The organism is Paraburkholderia phytofirmans PsJN (genome assembly GCF_000020125.1).
Lineage (GTDB): Bacteria > Pseudomonadota > Gammaproteobacteria > Burkholderiales > Burkholderiaceae > Paraburkholderia > Paraburkholderia phytofirmans.
Map to the genome: position 1 here is coordinate 2884616 of NC_010676.1, position 21033 is coordinate 2905648.

Annotated in this window: 14 protein-coding genes and 1 pseudogene; 2 read left to right on the plus strand and 13 right to left on the minus strand. The window is 64.1% G+C overall.

The window, feature by feature from the left end; genetic code table 11:
* The first annotated feature begins 362 nt into the window (after positions 1-362).
* Complete coding sequence (locus BPHYT_RS32600; protein WP_012428385.1) at positions 363-839, plus strand: PRC-barrel domain-containing protein; 477 nt, start codon at positions 363-365, stop codon at positions 837-839.
* A 124-nt stretch (positions 840-963) separates the two neighbouring features.
* Here the strand turns inward: BPHYT_RS32600 and BPHYT_RS39780 are convergent, their stop codons facing one another.
* The 12 genes and pseudogenes from BPHYT_RS39780 to BPHYT_RS32655 form a co-directional block, all read right to left on the minus strand.
* On the minus strand, positions 964-1272 hold the full coding sequence (locus tag BPHYT_RS39780) for a M48 family metalloprotease (RefSeq protein WP_407669304.1): 309 nt from the start codon (positions 1270-1272) through the stop codon (positions 964-966).
* Positions 1185-1601: pseudogene (locus BPHYT_RS39330) on the minus strand (M48 family metalloprotease); the annotation flags it as partial. The pseudogene BPHYT_RS39330 and the gene BPHYT_RS39780, both read right to left, overlap by 88 nt.
* Positions 1602-1680: 79 nt before the next feature.
* Positions 1681-2496, minus strand: a complete 816-nt coding sequence (locus BPHYT_RS32610; RefSeq protein ID WP_012428387.1) for a YfaP family protein — start codon at positions 2494-2496, stop codon at positions 1681-1683.
* Between the two features lie 22 nt (positions 2497-2518).
* Positions 2519-3361 (minus strand): YfaP family protein, encoded by an 843-nt coding sequence (locus BPHYT_RS32615; RefSeq protein WP_049869504.1) that lies wholly within the window; start codon positions 3359-3361, stop codon positions 2519-2521.
* Between the two features lie 44 nt (positions 3362-3405).
* Positions 3406-5244, minus strand: a complete 1839-nt coding sequence (locus BPHYT_RS32620; RefSeq protein WP_012428389.1) for a DUF2300 domain-containing protein — start codon at positions 5242-5244, stop codon at positions 3406-3408.
* Between the two features lie 16 nt (positions 5245-5260).
* Positions 5261-10051, minus strand: coding sequence for an alpha-2-macroglobulin family protein (locus tag BPHYT_RS32625; RefSeq protein ID WP_012428390.1), 4791 nt, complete (start codon positions 10049-10051; stop codon positions 5261-5263).
* Positions 10048-10920: a DUF1175 domain-containing protein gene (locus BPHYT_RS32630; protein WP_041759861.1), complete on the minus strand. Its 873-nt coding sequence runs from the start codon at positions 10918-10920 to the stop codon at positions 10048-10050. The genes BPHYT_RS32625 and BPHYT_RS32630 overlap by 4 nt, the downstream gene beginning before the upstream one ends.
* 111 nt (positions 10921-11031) lie before the next feature.
* The gene (locus tag BPHYT_RS32635) at positions 11032-12822 is read right to left on the minus strand and encodes a DUF2138 domain-containing protein (protein WP_012428392.1); all 1791 of its coding nucleotides are present in this window, start codon (positions 12820-12822) and stop codon (positions 11032-11034) included.
* A 460-nt stretch (positions 12823-13282) separates the two neighbouring features.
* Positions 13283-14479, minus strand: coding sequence for an aminotransferase-like domain-containing protein (locus tag BPHYT_RS32640; RefSeq protein ID WP_012428393.1), 1197 nt, complete (start codon positions 14477-14479; stop codon positions 13283-13285).
* 120 nt (positions 14480-14599) lie between these two features.
* Positions 14600-15772 carry an NAD(P)/FAD-dependent oxidoreductase gene (locus tag BPHYT_RS32645; protein ID WP_012428394.1) on the minus strand — a complete coding sequence of 391 codons (1173 nt, stop codon included), beginning with the start codon at positions 15770-15772 and terminating at the stop codon, positions 14600-14602.
* A 130-nt stretch (positions 15773-15902) separates the two neighbouring features.
* Entirely contained in the window at positions 15903-17402 is a 1500-nt protein-coding gene (gene amaB, locus BPHYT_RS32650) for an L-piperidine-6-carboxylate dehydrogenase (RefSeq protein WP_012428395.1), read from the minus strand.
* Positions 17403-17719: 317 nt separating this feature from the next.
* Complete coding sequence (locus BPHYT_RS32655) at positions 17720-18607, minus strand: LysR family transcriptional regulator (RefSeq protein WP_012428396.1); 888 nt, start codon at positions 18605-18607, stop codon at positions 17720-17722.
* Positions 18608-19055: 448 nt separating this feature from the next.
* Here BPHYT_RS32655 and BPHYT_RS32660 point away from each other — a divergent pair, with 448 nt between their 5' ends.
* A complete protein-coding gene (locus BPHYT_RS32660; RefSeq protein WP_012428397.1) occupies positions 19056-19424 on the plus strand; it encodes a response regulator in 369 nt (122 codons plus the stop codon).
* A gap of 176 nt (positions 19425-19600) precedes the next feature.
* Here BPHYT_RS32660 and BPHYT_RS32665 read toward each other — a convergent pair whose 3' ends face one another.
* On the minus strand, positions 19601-20980 hold the full coding sequence (locus tag BPHYT_RS32665) for an MFS transporter (protein WP_012428398.1): 1380 nt from the start codon (positions 20978-20980) through the stop codon (positions 19601-19603).
* Positions 20981-21033 lie beyond the last annotated feature (53 nt).

Below are 21033 nucleotides of genomic sequence, written 5' to 3' on the forward strand. Positions count from 1 at the left end.
GTCTGTCGCCGTCACGCAGCCGGTCATAACTCCTATCGACCTCGGTTCGCCGAAACTTGAGCACCGGTAAGAAAGGGTAAGCACTTTCTGCTGGATCGCCGCGTCCACGCGTTGCCGACCGCCTGGTCGAACGCGCGCTGAACCGCCCGAACCAACCGCCATCCGCGCACCTTTTTCCGGCAACGCTGCCCACAACCGCCGCTTGCACACCTGCCTCGCCGCACAGCCGCGCGCGCTAAAAACCGCCACACGGCCAGCAGCAGCGGCAACCGCCTGCAACCCGCCCCCGCGCCAATCATTCCCCTGCTAACAGGCATAGTCGTTGCGCGCTCCCTGTGTACGCTTTTTACGAGGAGCACATCATGACTACGCTCGATCCCCAAGTCCCGGCATCCGCCGGCACGCAGGGCGCAGATATTGTTGGAGTCGGCATTGGCGACGGTCCCGGACCGGATGTCATGGCGGCAGCCACGCTCGACGGAAACAACGTGATGTCGTCCGATGGCGAACACGTCGGCAAGATTTCCGACATCATGCTCGACGTGCGCGGCGGGCGGATCGCCTACGCGGTGTTGTCCACTGGTGGCTTTCTTGGCATCGGCGACACGCTTCACGCGATACCCTGGAGCGCGCTCACGCTCGACACCGACGACAAATGCTTCGTGATCGATGCAAGCGCCGATCAGATCAAGAACGCACCCGGTTTCGATAAGGATAACTGGCCTTCCATGGCGGACATGCAATGGGGCACGGCCGTGCACGAGTATTACAAACGCCCGCCGTACTGGGCTGCCACGCGCGACGTAGTGAAAGAGCGGCGATTGGACACCGACCTTTGATCAGCAGACGGGCCGAGTCGATCTGCGCGGGCCACCTCTTCCACAGGCAGGCTCGCGGTCGAACTTCTCCACGGCATTTGTCCACAGAAACTGTTCGCAAGCCTGTGGACAACCTGCGCATGACTCACCCAACTCCTTGAACGCGTTGGCTTTCCCCACCGCGCTCCGAATAAGTCGCGTGCCTCACGGCTTGCCGCACATCGACCGGACAGCGGCCCATTCCTCGCGGCGTCAGCGCACTTTCGCCAAGCGGCGATCCTTGGCTTTGCTTTTGCCGATCGCTCGTCCGCGGATGATCGGAAAGAAATTCCCCAGCCGCGCCGGCACTGCCGTCGCGTTTGTCAGTCAACGCAAAAAAACCCGCGAGTCCGCCGCTGCGCAAACCGCTTGCTTGCAGATAGGCCACGCCGTTCGCATCGGCGAGGCGCTCCATCTCGCGGCTATACGACAATCCCACGAGTCGCCCAGCCAGCGACCACACATCGGCAAAACCAAAATGATGCCGAGCGTCGCGCTGATCACGCCGATGCCCGCGCCGCGAAACAACGCGACCATCGGATCGCGCCGCGCGATATGCCCGGTTTCGTGCGCCATCACGCCGGCCAGTTGATCGGCGTTGCCGACCCGTTCGATCAAACCGCGCATGATCACCATGCGCGCGCCGGACAGCGTCAGCGCATTGACCATCTTGCGGTCGACCACCTCCAGACGAACGGGTTGCGCGATGCCTGCCGCGCGAGCGAGCCGCGCTTCGAGTTGCTCGAGCGCGCGCTGTCCCTCTTAACCGCGACACACCTTGTGCTTGCCGACGACGACTGCTTCCACCATCTCGCCAAGCTGGTTACGGCAATACAAAAGTCTTCACGAGTGTCAATTCACCGGCTTTGCGCATCGGCACGCGAATCGTTTCGCTCTTTTCGTTCGGCGTATTCTCGTTCGTGATGATGGTCACTTGCGCGACGGTCATATCGGCGCCGCTATTGCCGCTGCCGTAGTAATTCACATAGACCAGATACGTACCCTTCAACGGCGCCGCGGACGAATAAATCTCAGGCCCATAGCCCGTCGTCACGTCGACGTCGAGCGCGCCGCCGTTCGGCGCGACGCGCTCGCCGTACCAGGTGTGCGCGCCGTCGGGGGAAACCACGTGCAGATCCAGATCGGTGCCGTCGGTGTCCCACGCGAGCAGCACGCGCAGCTTCGGCTGGGTCTTGCCGCTGTAGGCGTCGTAGAACTGTACGCGCTTGCGGCTGCCGTCCGGCGCGCGCAGTTCGACGCCGTTGCTGCCGGCAGGAAATGCATACGGACGCGAAAACTTGCCGTCCTCTTCCACGCGCTGCGGCAGCGGCGTGCCGTCTACGACCAGCGTCCCCACCGACGTGCCCTTCTTCTTCGGCGTGTTGCGGATCTGCCCTTCGATCAGCGCGAATCTGGACTGCCCTTCCGGCGTCGACACCGCCACCGCCGGGTAATGCACGTCCTGCGTATAGCGCTCGCTGTCGCCGCTCGTGTTGCGCCAGCCGTTCAACGGCGCGGCGAAGTCGATGTCGCTCGCGTACGCCGCCGGCGCTGCCAGCAAGCAGGCCAAACCGGCCGAACAGGCCATTGCGCGCCAGCTGCGGCTCGCCTTCATCCAACCCGTCGTCTGGACCTTCATCGTCACTGCTCCCATCCCGCTGTCAGAGTCGCTCGCTTTTTACGAGCATCAGGTCGCCGATCTTGCGCAGCGGCACGACCATCGTTTCACGCCGTTCGTTCGGCGTGTTTTCGTTGAACACCAGCGTCAACGTCGCCGTGATCACGTCGCGATCGTGCGCGGCGGCATCGAAGTTATAGCCGGTCGAATCGAAATTGCCCCAGTAATTCAGAAAGAACAGCCACGTACCACGCTCAGGCGCCGCCGACGAAAAAATGCCCGGTCCCGCGCCGTCCACCGAGTCGACATCGAAACCGCTGCCGTCTTCGAGTGTCGGGTTCGCGAAGAAGGCGTGCAGGCCGCCCGGCGTGATCACGTGCAGATCGACCTGCGCATGCGGATCGTCCCACGTGACCATCGCGCGCAGTTTCGCTTGCGGCTTGCTGCGGTCCGCTTCGTAGAACTGCATGCGCTGGTGCTGTTTGCCATCGGCGGAAATCAGCTCGATGCTGTTTGAGCCCGCGCCGAACGCCCACGGTCGCGCGAACGCGCCTTCGTCGTCGGTGTAGAGCGGCGTGGGGTTGCCGTTGACGACGAGCGTCGGCGGCTTACGCGCGTGTTTGTCGATGCGCTTCAGGCGCCCTTCGATCAGCGTGCGATAGCGCTGCGCGCCGCGATCGACCGGCGGTCGCGGATAAGCCGCGACGAAATGCTCGCCCTCGTTGGTCAATCCACTGTGACGCCAGCCGCCGAACGCGCCGGTCAAGTCTGCAATCGCGCCGTCCGCGTCGGCCGCGTCAGCGTTCGGTGCGATCGTGCAGAGCGCAAGCGTAGCCACGGTTGCAGCGCGCTTCACGGCCGCGCGAATGCGCAAATCACGCCGCATAGACAACCAGCGCAACAAGGGTATCGGCGAGCGCAAGACGGTATTCATTGGATCGGATTGTCGGTACGAATCAGCGTGCGTGCGGTGCGCTCAACAAACGTCTCGTCAAGCCCACGCGGATGATGCTGAAACGCGAGGTGAATGTATTCATGCGCCAACGCGATACGATCCTCTTCGGTCTGCAGCCCGTACACGTACACGCGATTGCGCTGCGCATCCGCGTACGGCCGACCTTCGCGCACGGCGCACACCGCGGGCAGATCGGGCGTTTCGTAGCCCGCCGCGCCGTCCATGCGCCGCGCCCATATCGGCGCGTTGCGCTGCAACCATGCCTGCGCGCCGGCCACTTCGACGCAATCGCCCGATAGCGGACTCTGGAACGAAGTCAGCGTCGCTTGCGGCCACGTGCGCGCGAGAATGGCGTCGAATGTCAGGCCGGTTTGCGCCGACGCTTTGGCCGCCAGCCAGCTCATCTGTCCCGGCGCCGCTTTGTCGTGGTGATACTGAACGGGCACGCCGGTCAGCACGAGCGCGTCGGTGAGATCGGCGGCATGGCGCGCGGCGGCTGTCGGTGCACGTGGCAGAACACGCTGCGTCTTGCTGCTGTCGTCGATACGGAAACAGCCGTGGTCGTGGCTGCCATGCTGCACGACGTATGTGCGCGCCGCGACCGCCAAGGCCTTCGCCGCTTCCGCCTGGCTCGTGTCGCCTTCACGCTCGACCACGCGCGCCACATAGTCGTTCATGCCGAAACGGCCCACTACTTGCGGCGCACCGGCCGCATCGCGATCGAGCCGCAACTCGCCGCGGCTCGTCACCCGCGCCCAATTGCCGTTGACGAAGCCGACGCGAAAATCGCCGCGCAACGCACCCTCGGGCACGGCGGCCGGTCCCTTGTCGCCGAGCACTTCACGAATCGGATAGCGGCTGAAGAAATCGACCAGCACGCAGGCGCTGTCGTCCGGCACGGTGATTTGCGTGAGCAGCGGCGCGATGCGCGGCGCGGCGGCCGCCAGCACGCGCGCGCTGCCGCCAGGACCGCCGAGCCAAACTGGCGTGCCGTCGGCGAGCCAGCCGGCCGCGCCGCCGATCGAAGCACCTGGACGCGCCGGATCCGGCATCGTCCAGGTCTTGGCGCGCAACACGCTGCCATAAAGCGATACCGTGCCTTCACCGCGCCCGCTGGTCAGCACCGACACCAGCGTGCTCGCTGCCGCTTCGCGCGGCCGGGGGGGCATCGCCTGCAAGGCGGCGAGCAGTTCGGCCACCGGCACGCGATGCGTCGGCGTCATGGCGCGCAGATCGCGTAGCCAGGCCGGCGCGTGTGCGGCGCTCCAGTATTTGCGCCAATCGGCGGAATCGAGCTGCAGGCGCGCGGGCTCGAAGAAGAGTCCGCACGACTGCACCAGCGCATGTTCACGGTCGATATGACCGCCTGTCATGCAGCAATACACTTCTTCCGGATCGCCGCCGTTGCAGGCGTAATCCGGCGCGGCGATATTGCGGTCCACCAGATAGCCGTAGACGAATAGCTTCCAGACGCTGCCGAGCGGCGTCTCCAGCGTCGCGGGCAAGACATTCGCGGCCTGCGGCGAGAAGCCGAGCGCGGCGCCGCTGCCGTCGACTTGCCAAAGCCGGGTCTGGCCGTCGCGCAACCAGGCGAAGCGCAGCATCTGCGACGAAGATCGCGCTGACATTCCAGCGGACGTCGCGATGCTCTTTCCAGCAGCGGCATCCGTTGCGTTCGCCGATGCGGCTGAAGACAAAGCCACCGCATACGCCGACACGCCCGGTCCAACGCAGCCGAGTCCCACGCCCACGGCAAGCGCGATCCGCAGCCTGGCTGCCAGACGATCGCGTAGAGGCCGAAGCGCGCGGAACATGGCGGTCTCGTCTCGCTTACTGGATGCGCAGCGTCGTCACGCGATCGCTCTTGCCGCCTTCGAACGCCTTCGCGTCCGGCTGATACATGCGGAAGTAGCGCGCGGGCGGCAACGCGAACGTGCCGGGCAATGCGAAGCGCACCAGTTGCCGCAGCGTGACCGGCCGGTCGAGCAAGGGCACCGGCTGGTGATAAGCCAGCTCACCCATCTCGTACGACGCCACGCGCTGGAACGGCTGCGGACCGCTGGCGCCGTCTTTCGCGCCCGGCAGACCGTCGATCGACACGCCCCAGCTCGTTGCCTCGACATCGCCGCCCGGCGGCAGCGGCACGTCGAGCAGACCATAGTGGTACGCGTTGCCGGAGCGCGGCGTAAGCGTGACTTCGTCGACGTAGAGCGCATTGCTGTCGATCGCGTCGCCCTGCTTCATCAGACGCGCGGTGAAGGCCGAGCGGCCCAACTGGCTCTCACCAGCGGCTTCCTTCTTCATGTCGACCGCGACTTCGACCGGTTCGAGCTTGTAGAAACGCCGCTCGACGGTGATGTTCAAGCGGCTGTCTTCGCTCGTGTGGCTGCGGAACGAAACCAGCGCGTTGACGTCGGTACGCGCGGCGCCGGCATCAAGCGTGGTCGGCTGCGCCGCGCCGGTCCACTTGTAGAGCGGCGTGCCCGTCAACGTCGTGGCGCGAGTCCAGCCCGTGCCCTGGAGCGACGGCAGCGACGCAGCAGCCGGATCCGCGCCGAGCGACTTGCGCAGCCACAGCAGCGTCAAGGCGCGATCGAGCGTCGGATAGTCGGCGCTGCTTTTTGCCAGTAATGCCGGGGCGTCGGCGCTCGCTCCGCCGTCGCCCGTCATCGCGATGAGGCTTTGCACCAGCGGCGCGGGATCGTTCACCAGCGTGAGGCGCGCCGCGCTCGCCGCGGCGTCGAATCCGTCGGGAATTTGCGCGCTCGTGCTGCGCGCCATGCTCGAGATCAGCAGCGTCGCCATCTGCTTGCCACGCGGAGAATCCGCCTGCGCGAACACGATGCTGTCCGACGCACCGTACGTGCCGCTGCGCGCGGGCGCTTTAGCGGCGGTGGCTGCGGCATCGCTCATCAGATCCGCGGCCACGCCCGCGACCGGCGTCGCGACCGGCAGGCCCATTTGCTGCATGAGCCACAAAGCCAGCGCGCGATGCAACAGCGGCTCTTTGGCCCCGGCGTCGCGATACACGTCCATGGCGTGCTGCCAGTTGTCGGCGGGCAGGCTGATGCCGAGGCTGCGGCTCGCGAGCCAATCCGCGTAATACGCGTACGCCGTAATCAGCGCGCTGCCGCCGGTGGTATCGCCCCACCAGCCGAACGTACCGCCGACGCCCGCGAGCATAGCCAGACGCTGCCGCTGATTGCGCAGCAGCGCTTCGAGCCCTTGCGTCGAACTCGCATTGTCGCCGTGGCCGATCGCGTCGTGCGCAAGCGCCAGCGGAATCAACCGGCTCGAAGTCTGCTCGGCGCAACCGTACGGATAGTTGATCAGATCGTCGGCGACGCGCATGAACTGGCTCTGCGCGTTGCCGATGAAACGCACGCTCACATCCTGTGCGTCTAGCGGCAGATTGAGCGGCTTGTTCGAGCCGTCGAGCGACACCGTGTTCTGATGCAGATCGAGCCAGCCGCTCGCGTCGAGATGAATCGTGGTTTGCAGACGATCGACGTCCTTACCCGCGCTGCGCAGCGACGCGTTGATCACGCCGTCCTTCAGCGCGCCGCCCGGCAGCCGCAGATAGTTCGCGCCGCGCTTGAGCGTGACCTTCTGATTGAGCGACAACCCGCCGCCGTCCACCACCCACTGCGCGTCCATATCCGCGTCGGTCTGATTGAACGCGATCATATCGATGGCCGGCTGATCGTTGACGCGGAAGTGCGACGGCCCGCTCCACTTCAGATACAACGCCTTGTCCGAGCGCACATAAGCAGTGCGTTGACCGACCATGCCATCCGGCGCCGCCGCGCGCACTGTAATGCGCCAGCGCGCCAGCGAATCGGGCATCTTGAACGTCATGGTGGCGTGGCCGCTCGCGTCGGTTTTCAGATTGCCTTCCCACGCTGCCGTGTCCTGATCGTCGCGGCGCGGCCGTTCGAGCACCTTCACGCCGCGCTCGTTGTAGTTGGCGCGTTGCGGTCCGCCCGGCGCGCCCTTCAACGGCGAGCGCGCGAGGTCGTAGGTAATGAACGACAGGCTCGACGAAGTCCGCACGTTATTGCGGCGCGGATGATAGAAAAAGTCGACGATATTCGGCGCGATTTCCGGCTGCAACACGTAGACCATTTCGTCGACCACGCTCACAGTCAGGTTCGCCGCTTCCGGCTTGCCGTTCAACGTGCTGTCGAAATTCAGCGTGACCGTGTCGCCCGGTCCGTACACCGGCTTATCGCTTTTCACGTTCAATTCGATCTGCGGTTGCGCGACCACGATGCCCGCGTTCTGGAACACATATTCGCCCGCGTGCACGTACAACACAGAGAACGTCATGTTCGGCGCGAAGTCAGCGCCGACCTTGATGCGCGCTTTCCATTGGGAAGGCGCCACGCGTTGCAATTGCAGCCAGTCGCCGCCCGCCGTCAGCAACGCGCGACGCTCGACGCTGTCGCGTTCGAGCGTGAGCAGCGCGTCGTCGACCGGCATCGGGAATGTGATCAATGCTTCTGCGGTGTCGCCGATCTTGTACTTGTCGCGATCGAACACGATCTCGACGCTGCCCGGAATCGCCTTCAGGCCGTCGCCCGCGACCCAGTGGCTGGTGGCGGCGAGCAGGTTGCCCAAGTCGTCCTTCACCGACATCATGTACGAACCCGGCTCGTCGAACTGCACCGGGAACGACAACTTATCGCCCGCGCTCGCGCCCTTTAGCGCGCCTTCGCCATGCGTTTGCGATTCGAGACGCGTCCACTCGTATTTCGACGGCGCATGTGACGAAGGATCGATCGCGCCTAGCGCCTGCAAATCGAAGCTGACTGCTTGCTTCGGTTGCGAGAACGATTTGGCCGTGGTCAAACGATACGGCGTGGCGCCGCGCGCGATCAGCACTTCGCGCGTCACGCGCACCTTGTACGCCGCGCCGTCCTGTGCGAACAGCGTCAACGCGTAGCGGCTCGGCTCCTTCGCGGCCGGCAGCGTCAGGGTCGCGTTGCCGTCGCTATCTGTCTTCAGTTCCTGCTGGTCGAGCTTGACCGGGAACAGTCCCGCATAACGCAATTCACCGTCGACGATCGTCACTTTCTGCGCGCGCAGCGTGACCGAAATCTTGCTGTCGCGCACCGGCTTGCCGTCCGGATAGCGCAACTGAATCTTGCCCTTCAGCGCCTCGCCGGTTGCGTAGTCGGCTTTATCCATCGACAAGTTCACGTCGAAGTGCGGCTTCACATATTCGGCGACGCGAAACGCGCTGCCGTAGACATCGCCGATGTAGTCGAAGCGCAGCGTGTAGCCGCCGGCGGTGGCGTCGGCGGGCAGCGTGAACGCGGTATCCGCGCCGGTATCGGAGGCGAAATGCACTTTGCTGGTCGCCACCGGCGCGCCGTTCGGATCGAGCACGTCGAGCTTGATATCGGCCTCGGCCGGCGCCGACGATTGCGTCGCATTCTGGAACGTGCGGCCGATGAACTTCACATGCACCGGATCGCCCGGCCGGTACATCGGCCGATCGGTCACTGCGTAGATCTTCGTGTTGTAGATCTCGCTGTCGTAGTAGAAGTTCTCGGAGACGAACACGCCGCCCTGCGGATCGGCGCCGAGCACATAGCTGCGCTCGGGGCTCACGTGTTGCAGCACCAGCGCGCCGTCGCCGCCGGTCGTGCCGCTTTGCAGAACGCCCACGCCGTCGGTCCAGTTCACTTCCGTATTCGCCACGGGCTTGCCGTTATCGCGCCGCGTGGTCCACACCAACATGCCGCTCGACGCCGCCTTCACGACCGCCACCGTGTCCGACACGAACAGCAGCGTATGCGCGCGATAGTTGCCGATCACCGCCTCGACGATATACAGCCCCGGCGGCAGTTTGCCGACCGGAATCATCACGTTGCCCGAACTGGCTTCGATAAAGTTACTGCTGCTGCCCGCGAGATTCACGCCCTTCGGCGGCTCGATCACTTTCGCGTCCCAGATCGGATAGCGAAAACGCGCGACCATGTCGTAGCCTTTGAGCGGCGCGAATTGCGAGTTCGACTCGAACTGCGTTTGCTTGCCGGTCTGTTCGCCGAGCTTGAATTGCGGCGCCGCTTCGGTCGCCTTGCTGCGGGTTGCGAACGACAGCACCCGCTGCCATGCGCGACGTGCTTCGGTAAACCAGCGGTCCCACAGATACGCGAGCGTATTCGCGAGCCCTTCGCCCTGATAATTCGGCGCGACATTCAGCCGATGCAGATTCTTTTGCGCCTTGAGAAAGTCCAGCGGCTTCGGCACGCGATACACGACGATGTCCGCGCCGCCGTACGCTTGCAATGCATCCTTGAAATCGCGGCCCGGCGCTTCGAGCCGCACTTGTGCCGGTTGATCGCTGCCGAAGCTCGCATCCGAAAGCAGGAAGAACGGCTGACCGTCCACTTTCTGCGAGCTGAAGTTGCTCGACGGCGCCGTCTGCAGCGTCGGATTGCCGGCGATGTTGGCATCGGCGGCGGCCGCGCTCGACGCTTCGTCGTCCGCATAAGCGGCGGGTGCGGCGACCAGTGTCAACGCTGCGACTAGCGCCGCGAACGTGCATGCCGCGCGACGGCGCGCCTTGCCCAACCAACCGCTTGATCGTGTGACGGAAATCATTCGGGTCATGGTGTCAGAAAGTCCAAACGAAACACGCCGACGAAATTCGGATTGCCGTCGAGCGGCTGCCAGCGGGAGTCTTTCCATTGCATCAGGTCGGAGACGGCGACGGCGCGCAGACCGGTATCGGTCGGCGTGACGGTGCCTGTGTGATAAGCGATGTAGCGATCCAGCCAGATCATCAGATGCTGGTCGTCGCCCTGGTCGAAGAACAGCAGATCGCCGGGCAGCGCCTGGTTCACGTCCTTCGAAACGAAACGGCTATTGCGTTGAATCAGTGCGATCGCCGATGCGTATGCGCCGGTGGAACCGTCGAGCTGGGTCCAGCGGTTCGCGATGCCGCGCTGCGACGCGGACAGTTGCAGCTCGGGCGGCATGCTGCTGGTATCCGCGAGACTGGTCATGCCGTTGGCGCGCAGCCATCGGGTGTCGTGCGGCCTGAGCGTCTCGTTGACCGCGAAGCGCACGAGGCCCGCGCAATCGCGCTGGGTCCAGCGCGGCGTCGGTCCGCGCCGCATCTGCTGGTCGACGATGCGCACGAACCACGCGCGAAATGCCGCGGATTGTTGCGGGGAGAGTGCGTCGGGGTCGGGGGATGCGGTGGTGCTGGTGAGCGCGTGCGCGCAGGGGGCGAGTGTCGCGATGGCGAACGCGGCAGCGGTGCTTGCGAGCCATGCTCGGCGCGTTGTGGGGAAAGCGCGGGTCGTGGGGAGCTCGGCATGCGACGGTTGCGTGGCGTGCGTTGACTGCGCAGCATGCGTTGGCTGCGTAGCGTGCGTCGACTGGGCAGCATGCGTAGGCTGCGTGGCGTGCGTTGACCGCGCAGCATGCGTAGGTTGCGTAGCGTGCGCTGACCGCGCAGCATGCGTCGGCTGCATGGCGTGCGTCGACTGCGCGGCATGCGCGGGCTGCGCAGCGTCCTCGCGCCCCGTCACGCGCTCAAGCGCGCGCGCCGCGATTGCCGCGTCAAATACACGAAGGCGGCGCACTCAGTCGCCCTCGGTGCCGGGCTGATCCGCGGGCGTATCCGCAGCGCTCGTATTCGAACCCGCGTCCGCCTTCGCACGATCGAACCACCACTCCACCGGCACCCAGCCCGTCGAACCCGGCAGGTTCTGCGGCAGCGTGAGCGAGACCGGCGGGTAATGAGCGAGCGCGTGCAGCTTCGGCAGGAGATGCGTGCGCGACGCGTTGCGGAACACCGCCTCCTGATCCGCCGGCAACGCCGCGCCGGCCTCGCGTTCGATCAGCGCGGCTGCCGACGACGGCGTGAGCGTCAAAATCGTGCGCGGGAGACGTTGCGGCGCGAGCGTGTCGGCGAGCGCCGGGTACCGCTTATCGAGCACCGCGAGCGTGTCGTCGACGAGACGGCCGTCCGGTGAGAAAATCAGATAACCGTGCGCGAGCGCGAGCGTGACCGGGAAATAACGCTCCGCCGACAACTGCGACGCGAACGACGCCTTGCTGGTCACCGCGGTGCCCGAACGCGCGCTCACCGGACGCTGCCACACCGTGACGTCCGCGCCCTGGTCTCGCGTGGTGACCGGCAAGCGGCGATAGCCCGCGTCGGCGCCGTCGGCTTTGGCGGCCTTCGCTTCATAAGCGCCGATCACATCGCCGAAAGTCTTGCCGAGCGCGCTCTTCAATGCGGCGATGCCGGCCGCGTCCTGCGTCTTCACGCGCGCGACGAACACCGGCGCGACCAGCGTGGACTTCGCATACCAGCACACCGCCGCAGGGCCGGTGAGCTGATCGCCGATCGCCGCAGCGTTGTCCGCGCCGCCGCCCGCCACTTTGCCCAACAGCCCCGAGGCTTCTTTCCAGTCCGCCGGCAAGCTCGTGCAGGCGGCGGCATTGGCCGGCAACGCGCGCCACAGGTCGGTGCCGTTCCACTGCTGCGGCAACTTGCCCGGGTCGATCAGCGCCGAGGTCTGCCAGTTCGCCGCCGCGCTGCCGCTGCCGTTCGGTGAGAAGTCGAAGCGCAGTGCGTCGATACCGGAGAAGAACGCCTGGTAACCGAACGACAGGTAATTGGCCGACACCACCAGCCGGTGGCCCTTCGGCGCGTCGCCGGCTGCGTCGAGCCGATAGGCACGCGCGGCGTCGTCGCGGCCCGAGGACAGCATCTCCGAGATGGCATCGGCCCGCTCGCTCAACAGCGCACCCTTGGCGTCGAGCAATACGCCGGGCGCGGACAACACCACCAGACGGTCGTCTTTGCTGGCAAACAGCAGCGTGCGGCCGACCGCCAGCTTCAATGCATAGACGGGCACGTCGCCGGAGAGCTTGGCCACCTGACTCAATTGCGCGTCGCTCGTGGCGACATTGCCCACGCCCTGCAGCAGCTTGGCGAAGCCGTTGCGATGCATCGACATCGCCCAGTAGCCGAGGCGGCCGTCGGGCGAGCGCCACAGCAGCACGTGCGCGGGTTCGTCGAAGACGCGCCGGATCAGTTCGTCGCGCCAGTCGAGTTGATGTTCGAACGCGAGACGCCGCAGCGCGCCCTCGGCGGACAGGCGCGTATTGCTCGATTCGTAGTAGTCGACAAAGTCTTGCGTCAGCACGTCGTGCAGCAGCGGCACGCGCAGTATGTCGCGCGGCAAACGCGAGAGCGCTTCGCTATCGATCACCGCGTCCGGGTGGTGAATATCCAGGACGACTTCGCTGTTTTCGGCGACTTTGCGATGACCAAAAGGACGCCACACCGCCTGAATGACCACGCCGGCCACGACCAGAAGACCGACTACCAGGATTGCAATCTTTTTGCGCGACATCTTCATCTGATTTCTTCTGGTTCGATGCGACGGTATTAACGCGAATGCCCAGTGGATTAAGCCAGCGGGATCAATCTCCGGAGGCAGCGATGATAACCGATATTTTTATCTAAAGACCAGTGAGACACTTCCTATTTAACAGTCTGACTTGCTTCATGAGTTTGACAAAATCAGAAACATGCCTGATTAAGGGATTTGGAAACGTATCCATTGGACATGGCGATTCGATGCGTTAAACCGGCGCAAGCCGGCGAGAAGACCATATGCAGAGACATGCGACAGATGGCCGCGCCGGTTTGCGAATGGTTTCCGTCAACCTGGATGGCAATACTTGTCTGCCGCCTTTATCCTAAATCCGCTTAATTTAGCGTACGCGTAAAAAAAACCCGGCCGCACGCAATGTGCTCGCCGGGTTATTTCAGGCATCGCGATTACTACTTTGATGCGAGCACGGCCTAAGCCGCGGTCAAAAATGTTCGAGCGCCTGCTTCATTCTCTGCACGCCCGTTTCGATATCCGCTATGCCAGGCGCGGCAAATGACAAGCGCAGTGCCGACGAATCGATATTGTCTTTATAGAAAGCGACGCCCGGCACAAACATCACATTGCGCTCGATACAAGCGCGCAGATAATCGGACGCATTCTGACCGGCCTTCAATCGCGCCCATACGAACATGCCGCCGGCAGGACGATGAAACGCGATCTGTTCCGCCAGTTGCGCTTCGAGCGCGTCGCATAGCGTGCGGCATTTCACGGCGTAGGCGTCGACGATGCGCGGCAAATGCCGCTCCAGCGCGCCGCTCGCGAGATACTCCGCGGCGATCGCCTGGGTCCACGGCGAGCTGCATAGATCGACCGTCTGCTTGGCGACCACGCAGCGTCGCAGAATCTCCGCGTGCGCGAGCATCCAGCCCACTCGCAAGCCCGGCGCGACGATCTTCGAGAGACTGGAGAAATGCACGACCCAGTCGCGCGATCCCGGCACCTGTTCGCTCAGCGCAAGCAGCGAAGGCAACGCGGCGCCAGTGAAGCGCAGATCGCCGTAGGGATCGTCTTCGACGATCAGAAAGCGGTGACGCGCTGCCAATTTCAGCAACGCCGTGCGGCGTTCGAACGACAAGGTCGCGCCCGTCGGATTTGCAAACGTGGGCACCGTGTACAACAACTTCGGCGCGCGGCGCAGCGTGCCCGAGTCGAGCAGCGCGGCGAGCGCGTCGATATCGAGGCCGTCCTGATCGACCGGAATCGTCACCACGTCGGCCTCTTGCAGCGTGAGCGCCTGCAAGGTCGCGGGATAAGCGGGCTGCTCGACCAGCACCACGTCGCCGGGCGCGACCATCACGCGCAGCAGCAAATCGAAGCCTTGCTGCGAGCCGGTCGTCGCCAGCATGTCTTGCGGCGTGCAAGACACGCCGCGGCGCGCCATCAGGTGCGCGAGTTGTTCTTTGAGGACAGGGAGGCCGTCGGTGGGGCCGTATTGCAGGCAGAGGGTAGCGTGTTGCGACGCGCGCGATGCAGCGGCGTCGAGCCCTTCACGATCGAACAGATCGCTCGCCGGATAGCCGCCGGCGAACGAGATCATGCCGGGCTGCGCCAGATACTTGAAGAGCTCGCGGATCGGCGAACCGGTCGGCGCTTCGAATGCGGGATTGAACGTGAACATGGTGACAGGCCGCTTCTCAGGAGGAAAGATCGTCGCTGATTGTGACCATCGCCGAGGTGGGCGGCAAACGATATCTACGCACTACGTATTGCGTTTTCCGCATCATCCCGATGCACGCCGCTACACGACGTTCTTCTCCACGATGGGCCGATTCTCCAGCACCCGCGTGAAGCTCAGCGAGCCCAGATCGAGCGTCGTATAGCGGCCGTGCAGAATCAGTTCGCTGATGCCGCGTCCCGTTGCCGGCCCTTGCTGCAAACCGTGGCCGCTAAAACCGTTGGCGAAAATGCAGTTATCGACATCCGGGTGATAGCCGATGATCGCGTTCTGATCGAGCACGTTGTATTCGTAGTAGCCGGACCAGCAATTCTGCACGCGCAGCGCTTCGAATTGCGGCACGCGATGCGCGAGCGTCGGCCAGATCACGTCGTCGAATAGAGCGTGATCGACTTCGTCGAGCGGCAGATCGTCGGGGTCGTTATCCGCAGACGGCGACGTACCGCAGATAAACGATTTGCCTTCAGGACGGAAATACACGCCACTCGGATCGATCAGCAGCGGGCACCGTTCCAGCTGCCCCGGCGAGGTAACGTTGAAAATACTGCGGCGCCGCGCGTAGACCGGAATGTCGATGCCGACCATCTGCGCGACTTTGCGCGACCATGCGCCGGCAGCATTGACCACCACGTCGCAGGCGTAAGTCTCGCCGTTCGCGGTCTGGACTTGCGTAACGCGTTTGCCGTCGCGATGGATGGCGGTGACGTCGGCGGCGATGTAGCGTGCGCCGAGCGACTGCGCCTTCTTGCGCAGCGCCTGCACGAGTCCATAGCCGTCGAACCAGCCCTCGCCGCTTTCACCGTACGCGCCGGCCACGAGGTCTTCCGTATTGAGCCAGGGAAAGCGCGACTGCAACGCGTGCGGGTCGAGCAGGCTGATATCCGCGCCGAGGCTCGTTTGCAGCGCGTGGTTCTCGCGCAGCGTCGTCTCGCCGGCGGGCGTCGCGAGAAACAGATAGCCGCCTTCGTGCAGATCGATCGACGGTTTGGCGCCGTCGACCTCCAGCCGTTCGCCGATCGAGCGCAAAAACTCGATGCCGAACAACGACATCTGTATGGAAAGCGGTGTGGAGAATTGCTGGCGGATCGACGCCGCGGATAACGCCGACGAAGAACGCGCATAAGTCGGATCGCGTTCGATCACCGTGACGCTGACCGTCGGATCGGACAGCCGCAAGAAATACGCAATCGAGCTGCCGATCACCCCACCGCCAACGATCACGACTTTGGAACTCACGTCTCACTCCACGAGTAGCGTGGCCGCTCGCAAACGCCGGCGGCGCAAACGGATTGCTGAAGAGGGTTTATTCACGGCCGCAGCGGCGTGTCAGTGCGCCGCTGCTTCTCACGGATTGAAGCGAGCCGTATCAGCCGATATTGAAGTCGATACCCTGCGCGAGCGGCAACGCGGACGAGTAATTGACCGTGTTGGTAGCGCGGCGCATGTAGGCCTTCCACGCATCCGAACCCGACTCGCGGCCGCCGCCGGTTTCCTTCTCGCCGCCGAACGCGCCGCCGATTTCCGCGCCGCTCGGTCCGATGTTGACGTTCGCGATGCCGCAGTCGCTGCCCGAGTCGGACAGGAAACGTTCCGCTTCGCGCAGATCCGTGGTGAACACGCACGACGACAGGCCGTGCACCGCTGCGTTGTTCGCTTCGACCGCGTCGGCGAAATCGGTGTAGCGCAACACGTAGAGAATCGGAGCAAAGGTTTCCTTCAGCACCACCGACGTTTGCGACGGCATTTCGACGATCGCCGGACGCACGTAGTAGCCGTTTTCATAGCCCTTCACGTCGACACGTTCGCCGCCGAACACCTTGCCGCCTTCGGCCGTGGCCTGTTGCAGCGCTTCCTGCATGCGGCCATACGACTGCTTGTCGATCAGCGGCCCCATCAACGTGCCCTTTTCGAGCGGATTGCCGATTGGCACCTTGCTGTACAACTGCTTCAGACGCTCAATGGTTTTGTCGTACACGCTCTCGTGCACGAACAAGCGGCGCAGCGACGTGCAACGCTGACCCGCCGTGCCCACCGCCGAAAACAGAATGCCGCGCATGGCGAGTTCGTGATCCGCTGTTTGCGTGACGATGCCCGCGTTGTTGCCGCCGAGTTCGAGCAGCGAGCGGCCAAAACGCTTCGCCACTTCAACGCCGACCGTACGGCCCATTTCCGTGCTGCCCGTCGCGCTGACGATCGACGCGCGCGGATCGGCCACCAGCTTCGCGCCTACATCGCGGCCGCCGTTGATCAAGGCAGTGAGGCCGGCCGGCGCATCGCCGAACTCTTGCAATGCCTCGGTGAGAATCTGATTGACGGCGAGCGCGGTGAGCGGCGTCTTTTCCGACGGCTTCCAGATCACCGCGTTGCCGCAGACCAGCGCGAGCGCCGCATTCCACGACCACACCGCGGCCGGAAAATTGAATGCCGAGATCACGACGCAGGTGCCCATGGGATGCCACGTCTCCGCCATGCGATGTCCCGGACGCTCCGAGGCGATCGTCAGGCCGTACAGCTGACGCGACAGACCGACCGCGAAATCGCAGATGTCGATCATTTCCTGCACTTCGCCCAAGCCTTCCTGAAGAATCTTGCCGGTCTCGAGCGTGATGATGCTGCCGAGCGCCTGCTTCTTCTCGCGCAGACGGTTGCCGAGCAGCCGCACCAGTTCGCCGCGCCGCGGCGCCGGCACGTTGCGCCAGGCGGTGTACGCCTCTTTCGCCCGGGCGAGGGCCGTGTCGACTTCCGCCACCGTGTTGCTGGCCACGCGGCCGATGAGGTCGCCGGTAATGGGCGAATGAACCGCGATGTCGCCGGCTTGCGCCGCGTGGGCGATGCCGAGGTCGGCGAGGATGGTGGAAGCGTCCATGAGAATCCCTTTAATTTCCGATGCGAAACAAGAGTAAGTTCGGAAACTATACACGCGGGCTTTTGTGGCGGCAAGGGCATTTGCCCGGAGGTGGCTGGAGGAAAGCTCGCGAAGGCTTGCTGCGTCTATACGGGTCGGTGCGTTGAATCGAATGTTTTGCGTGTTCGCGGGCGTCGGCATCAACCCGCGCCTGCACGCCAGATCTGACACATGAGTTTCTTATTGGAAATACGTAGCGCCGCCAGGAAAGGGCACCTGGCCGGCCGCATGAGCATTACGGATGATTGCGCGCGACCAACCGCCGGCAACAATTGGCCTTAAACGCCCGCCATCAACCGGTCGACCAACACGCGCGCGAACGGCGGCAAGTCGCTGAGGCTGCGCACGCAGATCTTGAGCTTGCGCTCAGCCCATGGGTCGTTCAGTCCGACCGTGGCGATCTGCATCGTCTTCTTGTGCCGCAGCGCGACCGATTCCGGCACGATGCCAATGCCCACGCCCGCTTCGATCATCCGGCAAGCGGCTTCGAAATTGCCCACCTGGATACGCAATTTCAAACGCGCGCCGAGCGCATCGGCGGCACTGGTGATGAATGCGTGGATCGCGCTCGACGTCGGCAGGCTCACGAAGTTCGCCGTCAGCACTTGCGCGAAGTCCACCGACGCCAGACGTGCCAACGGATGATCGCGCGACGTGACCAGCACGAGCCGGTCGTCGCGATACGGCAGCATTTCAAGATGCTCCGCATGCACGTTTCCCGCGACGATGCCGATATCCGTCGCGCTATCCGCCACGCCTTTGACGATTTCGCCGCTCAACACTTCGCGCAGATCGATGTTGACGTCAGGGTGATCGCGCAAAAAATGGCTCAGCACGGCCGGCATGAACTCGCTGATCGCGGTGGTATTGGCCCAGATCCGCACGTGTCCCTTGATGCCTTCGCCGTACTCCTGCATATCGCCGGCCAGATGCTCGACCCGTTCCAGCACGAGCCGCGCGTGATGCACGAAAGCTTCGCCAGCAGGCGTCAGCGTCACGCCCTGGCTGGTGCGGTAGAGCAGTTTGAAACCCAGTTGTTCCTCGAGATTCTTGACCCGGTTGCTTGCCGCCGGCGCCGACAGATGCGAGCGCTCCGCGGCGCGCGCCAGATTCTCCGTATCGGCGATATTGAGGAGCAAGCGCAAGTCTACGAAATCAAAATGCATGATGACGGCCAGAGTTGAAGCGCCGTGGGCGCTCTCGAGACAAAGGCCAATCTTAACCGGGCGCGAGGGAAACGCTAGCCCGTTTCGGCAAAGCTGCCGGTCTCGTCTGCAACTCCGTTTTTAGGCGCAGCGATGCAGGTAAGCGTTGAACCGCTTACCGCTTGCGCTCCGGCGACCATGCCCGGATCGGCGCGTGCTCCCCATTAGTGCCCTGCAGTGCGACTCTCGTCATCCCTCCGCGCTACGTCAGAACAGACTCTGATCGGCTCATCCTCCGCTTGTCCACACACCATGTGCTGCGCCGTCGCACGCGACCGGGCACGGCGCTTGCTTTATCCACCGGCTCGACAGGCAAGAAGACACGGCAATTCAGCCGAGGTCCCTGTCACGGCTGGCGCCACAAAACCCTCAAGGCCCAGTCCAACCGAACATTTCAGGCATGAGCATTATGAGTCGCGTATTACTGGTCGACGACCAACCCGAGGCATTGTCCGCGCTGCGCGCCGTGCTGGTCGGCCGTGGTTACACGGTCGCCACGGCGGCGGACGGCGCCGAAGCTTTTGAACGACTGCAACGCACGCGCGTCAGCGCGGTGGTGTGCGACTGGCGCATGCCCAACATGGACGGCGCCGAACTGATCGAATCGATGCAGGCACGCAGTGAACTGGCTTCCGTACCCGTCATCCTGACGAGCGGCAGCGGCGAAGCGCCCGCCTTCCCCGTCAAAGGCTTCTTGAGGAAACCGTTCGCGCTGGACAAGCTGCTCTCGTTGCTGGCCGAATGCGAAAGCGACGCGGCGATGCCGGCCGTTTGCTGAACGCTTCGTAGTCGCTGGCGAGCGTCGTCGATACATGTGCCCGCCAGGCATCGCGCACAAAAGCGGGGCACGCGCCGAATTCGCGAGCGCAGCGATGCGGCATGGAGGTGCGCTTACCGTAGAACGCGCTCGCTCCGAAAGAGCGAATCGACGCCCGCGCTGACGCGCTCAACGAACTAAACCGACTTTTCGAACAACTCCCCGCTCGGCGTCAGATCGGCATCGGGCGAGATGTCTTCGAGCGTCTGCTGACTCGTTTCGATCCGCAACGCGAGGATCGCTACACTCAGCAACAGCAGAACACCGCCGACCATCGTCAGCACGCCCGTCACGCCAAAGTGCGTGTACAACAGCAGCGCCACATACGGCGTCGACATGGAGGCGGCGCGTCCGCAGGTGCCGGCGACGCCCGTCCCCCGCAGCCGATGCGCGGTCGGAAACAACTCCGGGATATAGCCGAACAATCCCAGCGTGCAGACCGTATAGATCGCCGTCACGAGTGCGAAACCCACGATGGAAATCGCCGCCGGCGCCCGCATCTGCACGTACACGAACCCGAGCGCGATCGTCACGAGCGAGAACAGCACGATGCCGTTGCGCCGGCCGATCCGGTCCGTGACCAGATACCCGACCACCGCGCCGGCCGGCGCGCCGAACGACATCAGCAGCACGAATCCCAGCGACTGCACGATCGTCAGCCCTTCCTTGACGAAGAACGTCGGCAGCCACGCGACGAATCCATACAGCGACATGTTGATCGCCATGCAGGTGAGCGCCGCCACCAGCGTGCGGCCGATCATGCCGCGCGCGAACAGCGCCGAGAACGGCGCGGCCGGCACCTCATGGCTCATCACGCGCGCCACCGGCGGTAACTTGCCGACCCGCGCCTCGACCTGCCGCTCGATCGCCGACACCGTCGCCTCGGCTTCGTCGAGGCGTCCGACCGTCTCCAGCCAGCGCGGCGATTCCGGCATCCGATGCCGCAGAAACCACACGACGAGCGCACCGATCCCGGCGATCGCAAACATATAGCGCCAACCGAGATGTGGAATCACCCAGTAGCCGATCGCCGTCGCACCGAGCAGACCGGAATTGATGATCAACGCAAGCAGCGAAGTCCAGCGTCCGCGCGTGGCCGGCGGCACGAATTCGCACAACGTTCCGGCCGCCACCACCAATTCCGCGCCGAGCCCCACGCCCATGATGAAACGCAACAGAATCAGCCAGTAGATATTCGGCGCGAAACACGCGGCAATCGAGGCGAGACCGAAAATCGCCAGGTTCGCCTGATACGAATAACGCCGGCCGAATCTGTCGCCGAGATAACCGGACAGACCGGCACCGATCATCATGCCCATGAAGGTCGCGGAGATGAAAAACGAGCCGAGCCGCAAATCGGTGAAGCCGCTTTTGACCATCGCGGCTAATGCGCCGTTGGCAAGATAGATGTCGAAGGCATCGAGGAAAGCGCCCGCGCCGATCAGGCCGAGAATGTTCCAGTGAAAACGGCTGATGGGCAGGCGGTCGAGCCGCGCGCCGGAATTGACGGTTGCCAAATTGTGTCTCCTGATTGGGCCCGCGCGCGGTGGGACCGCGCGAGCAAAACAGT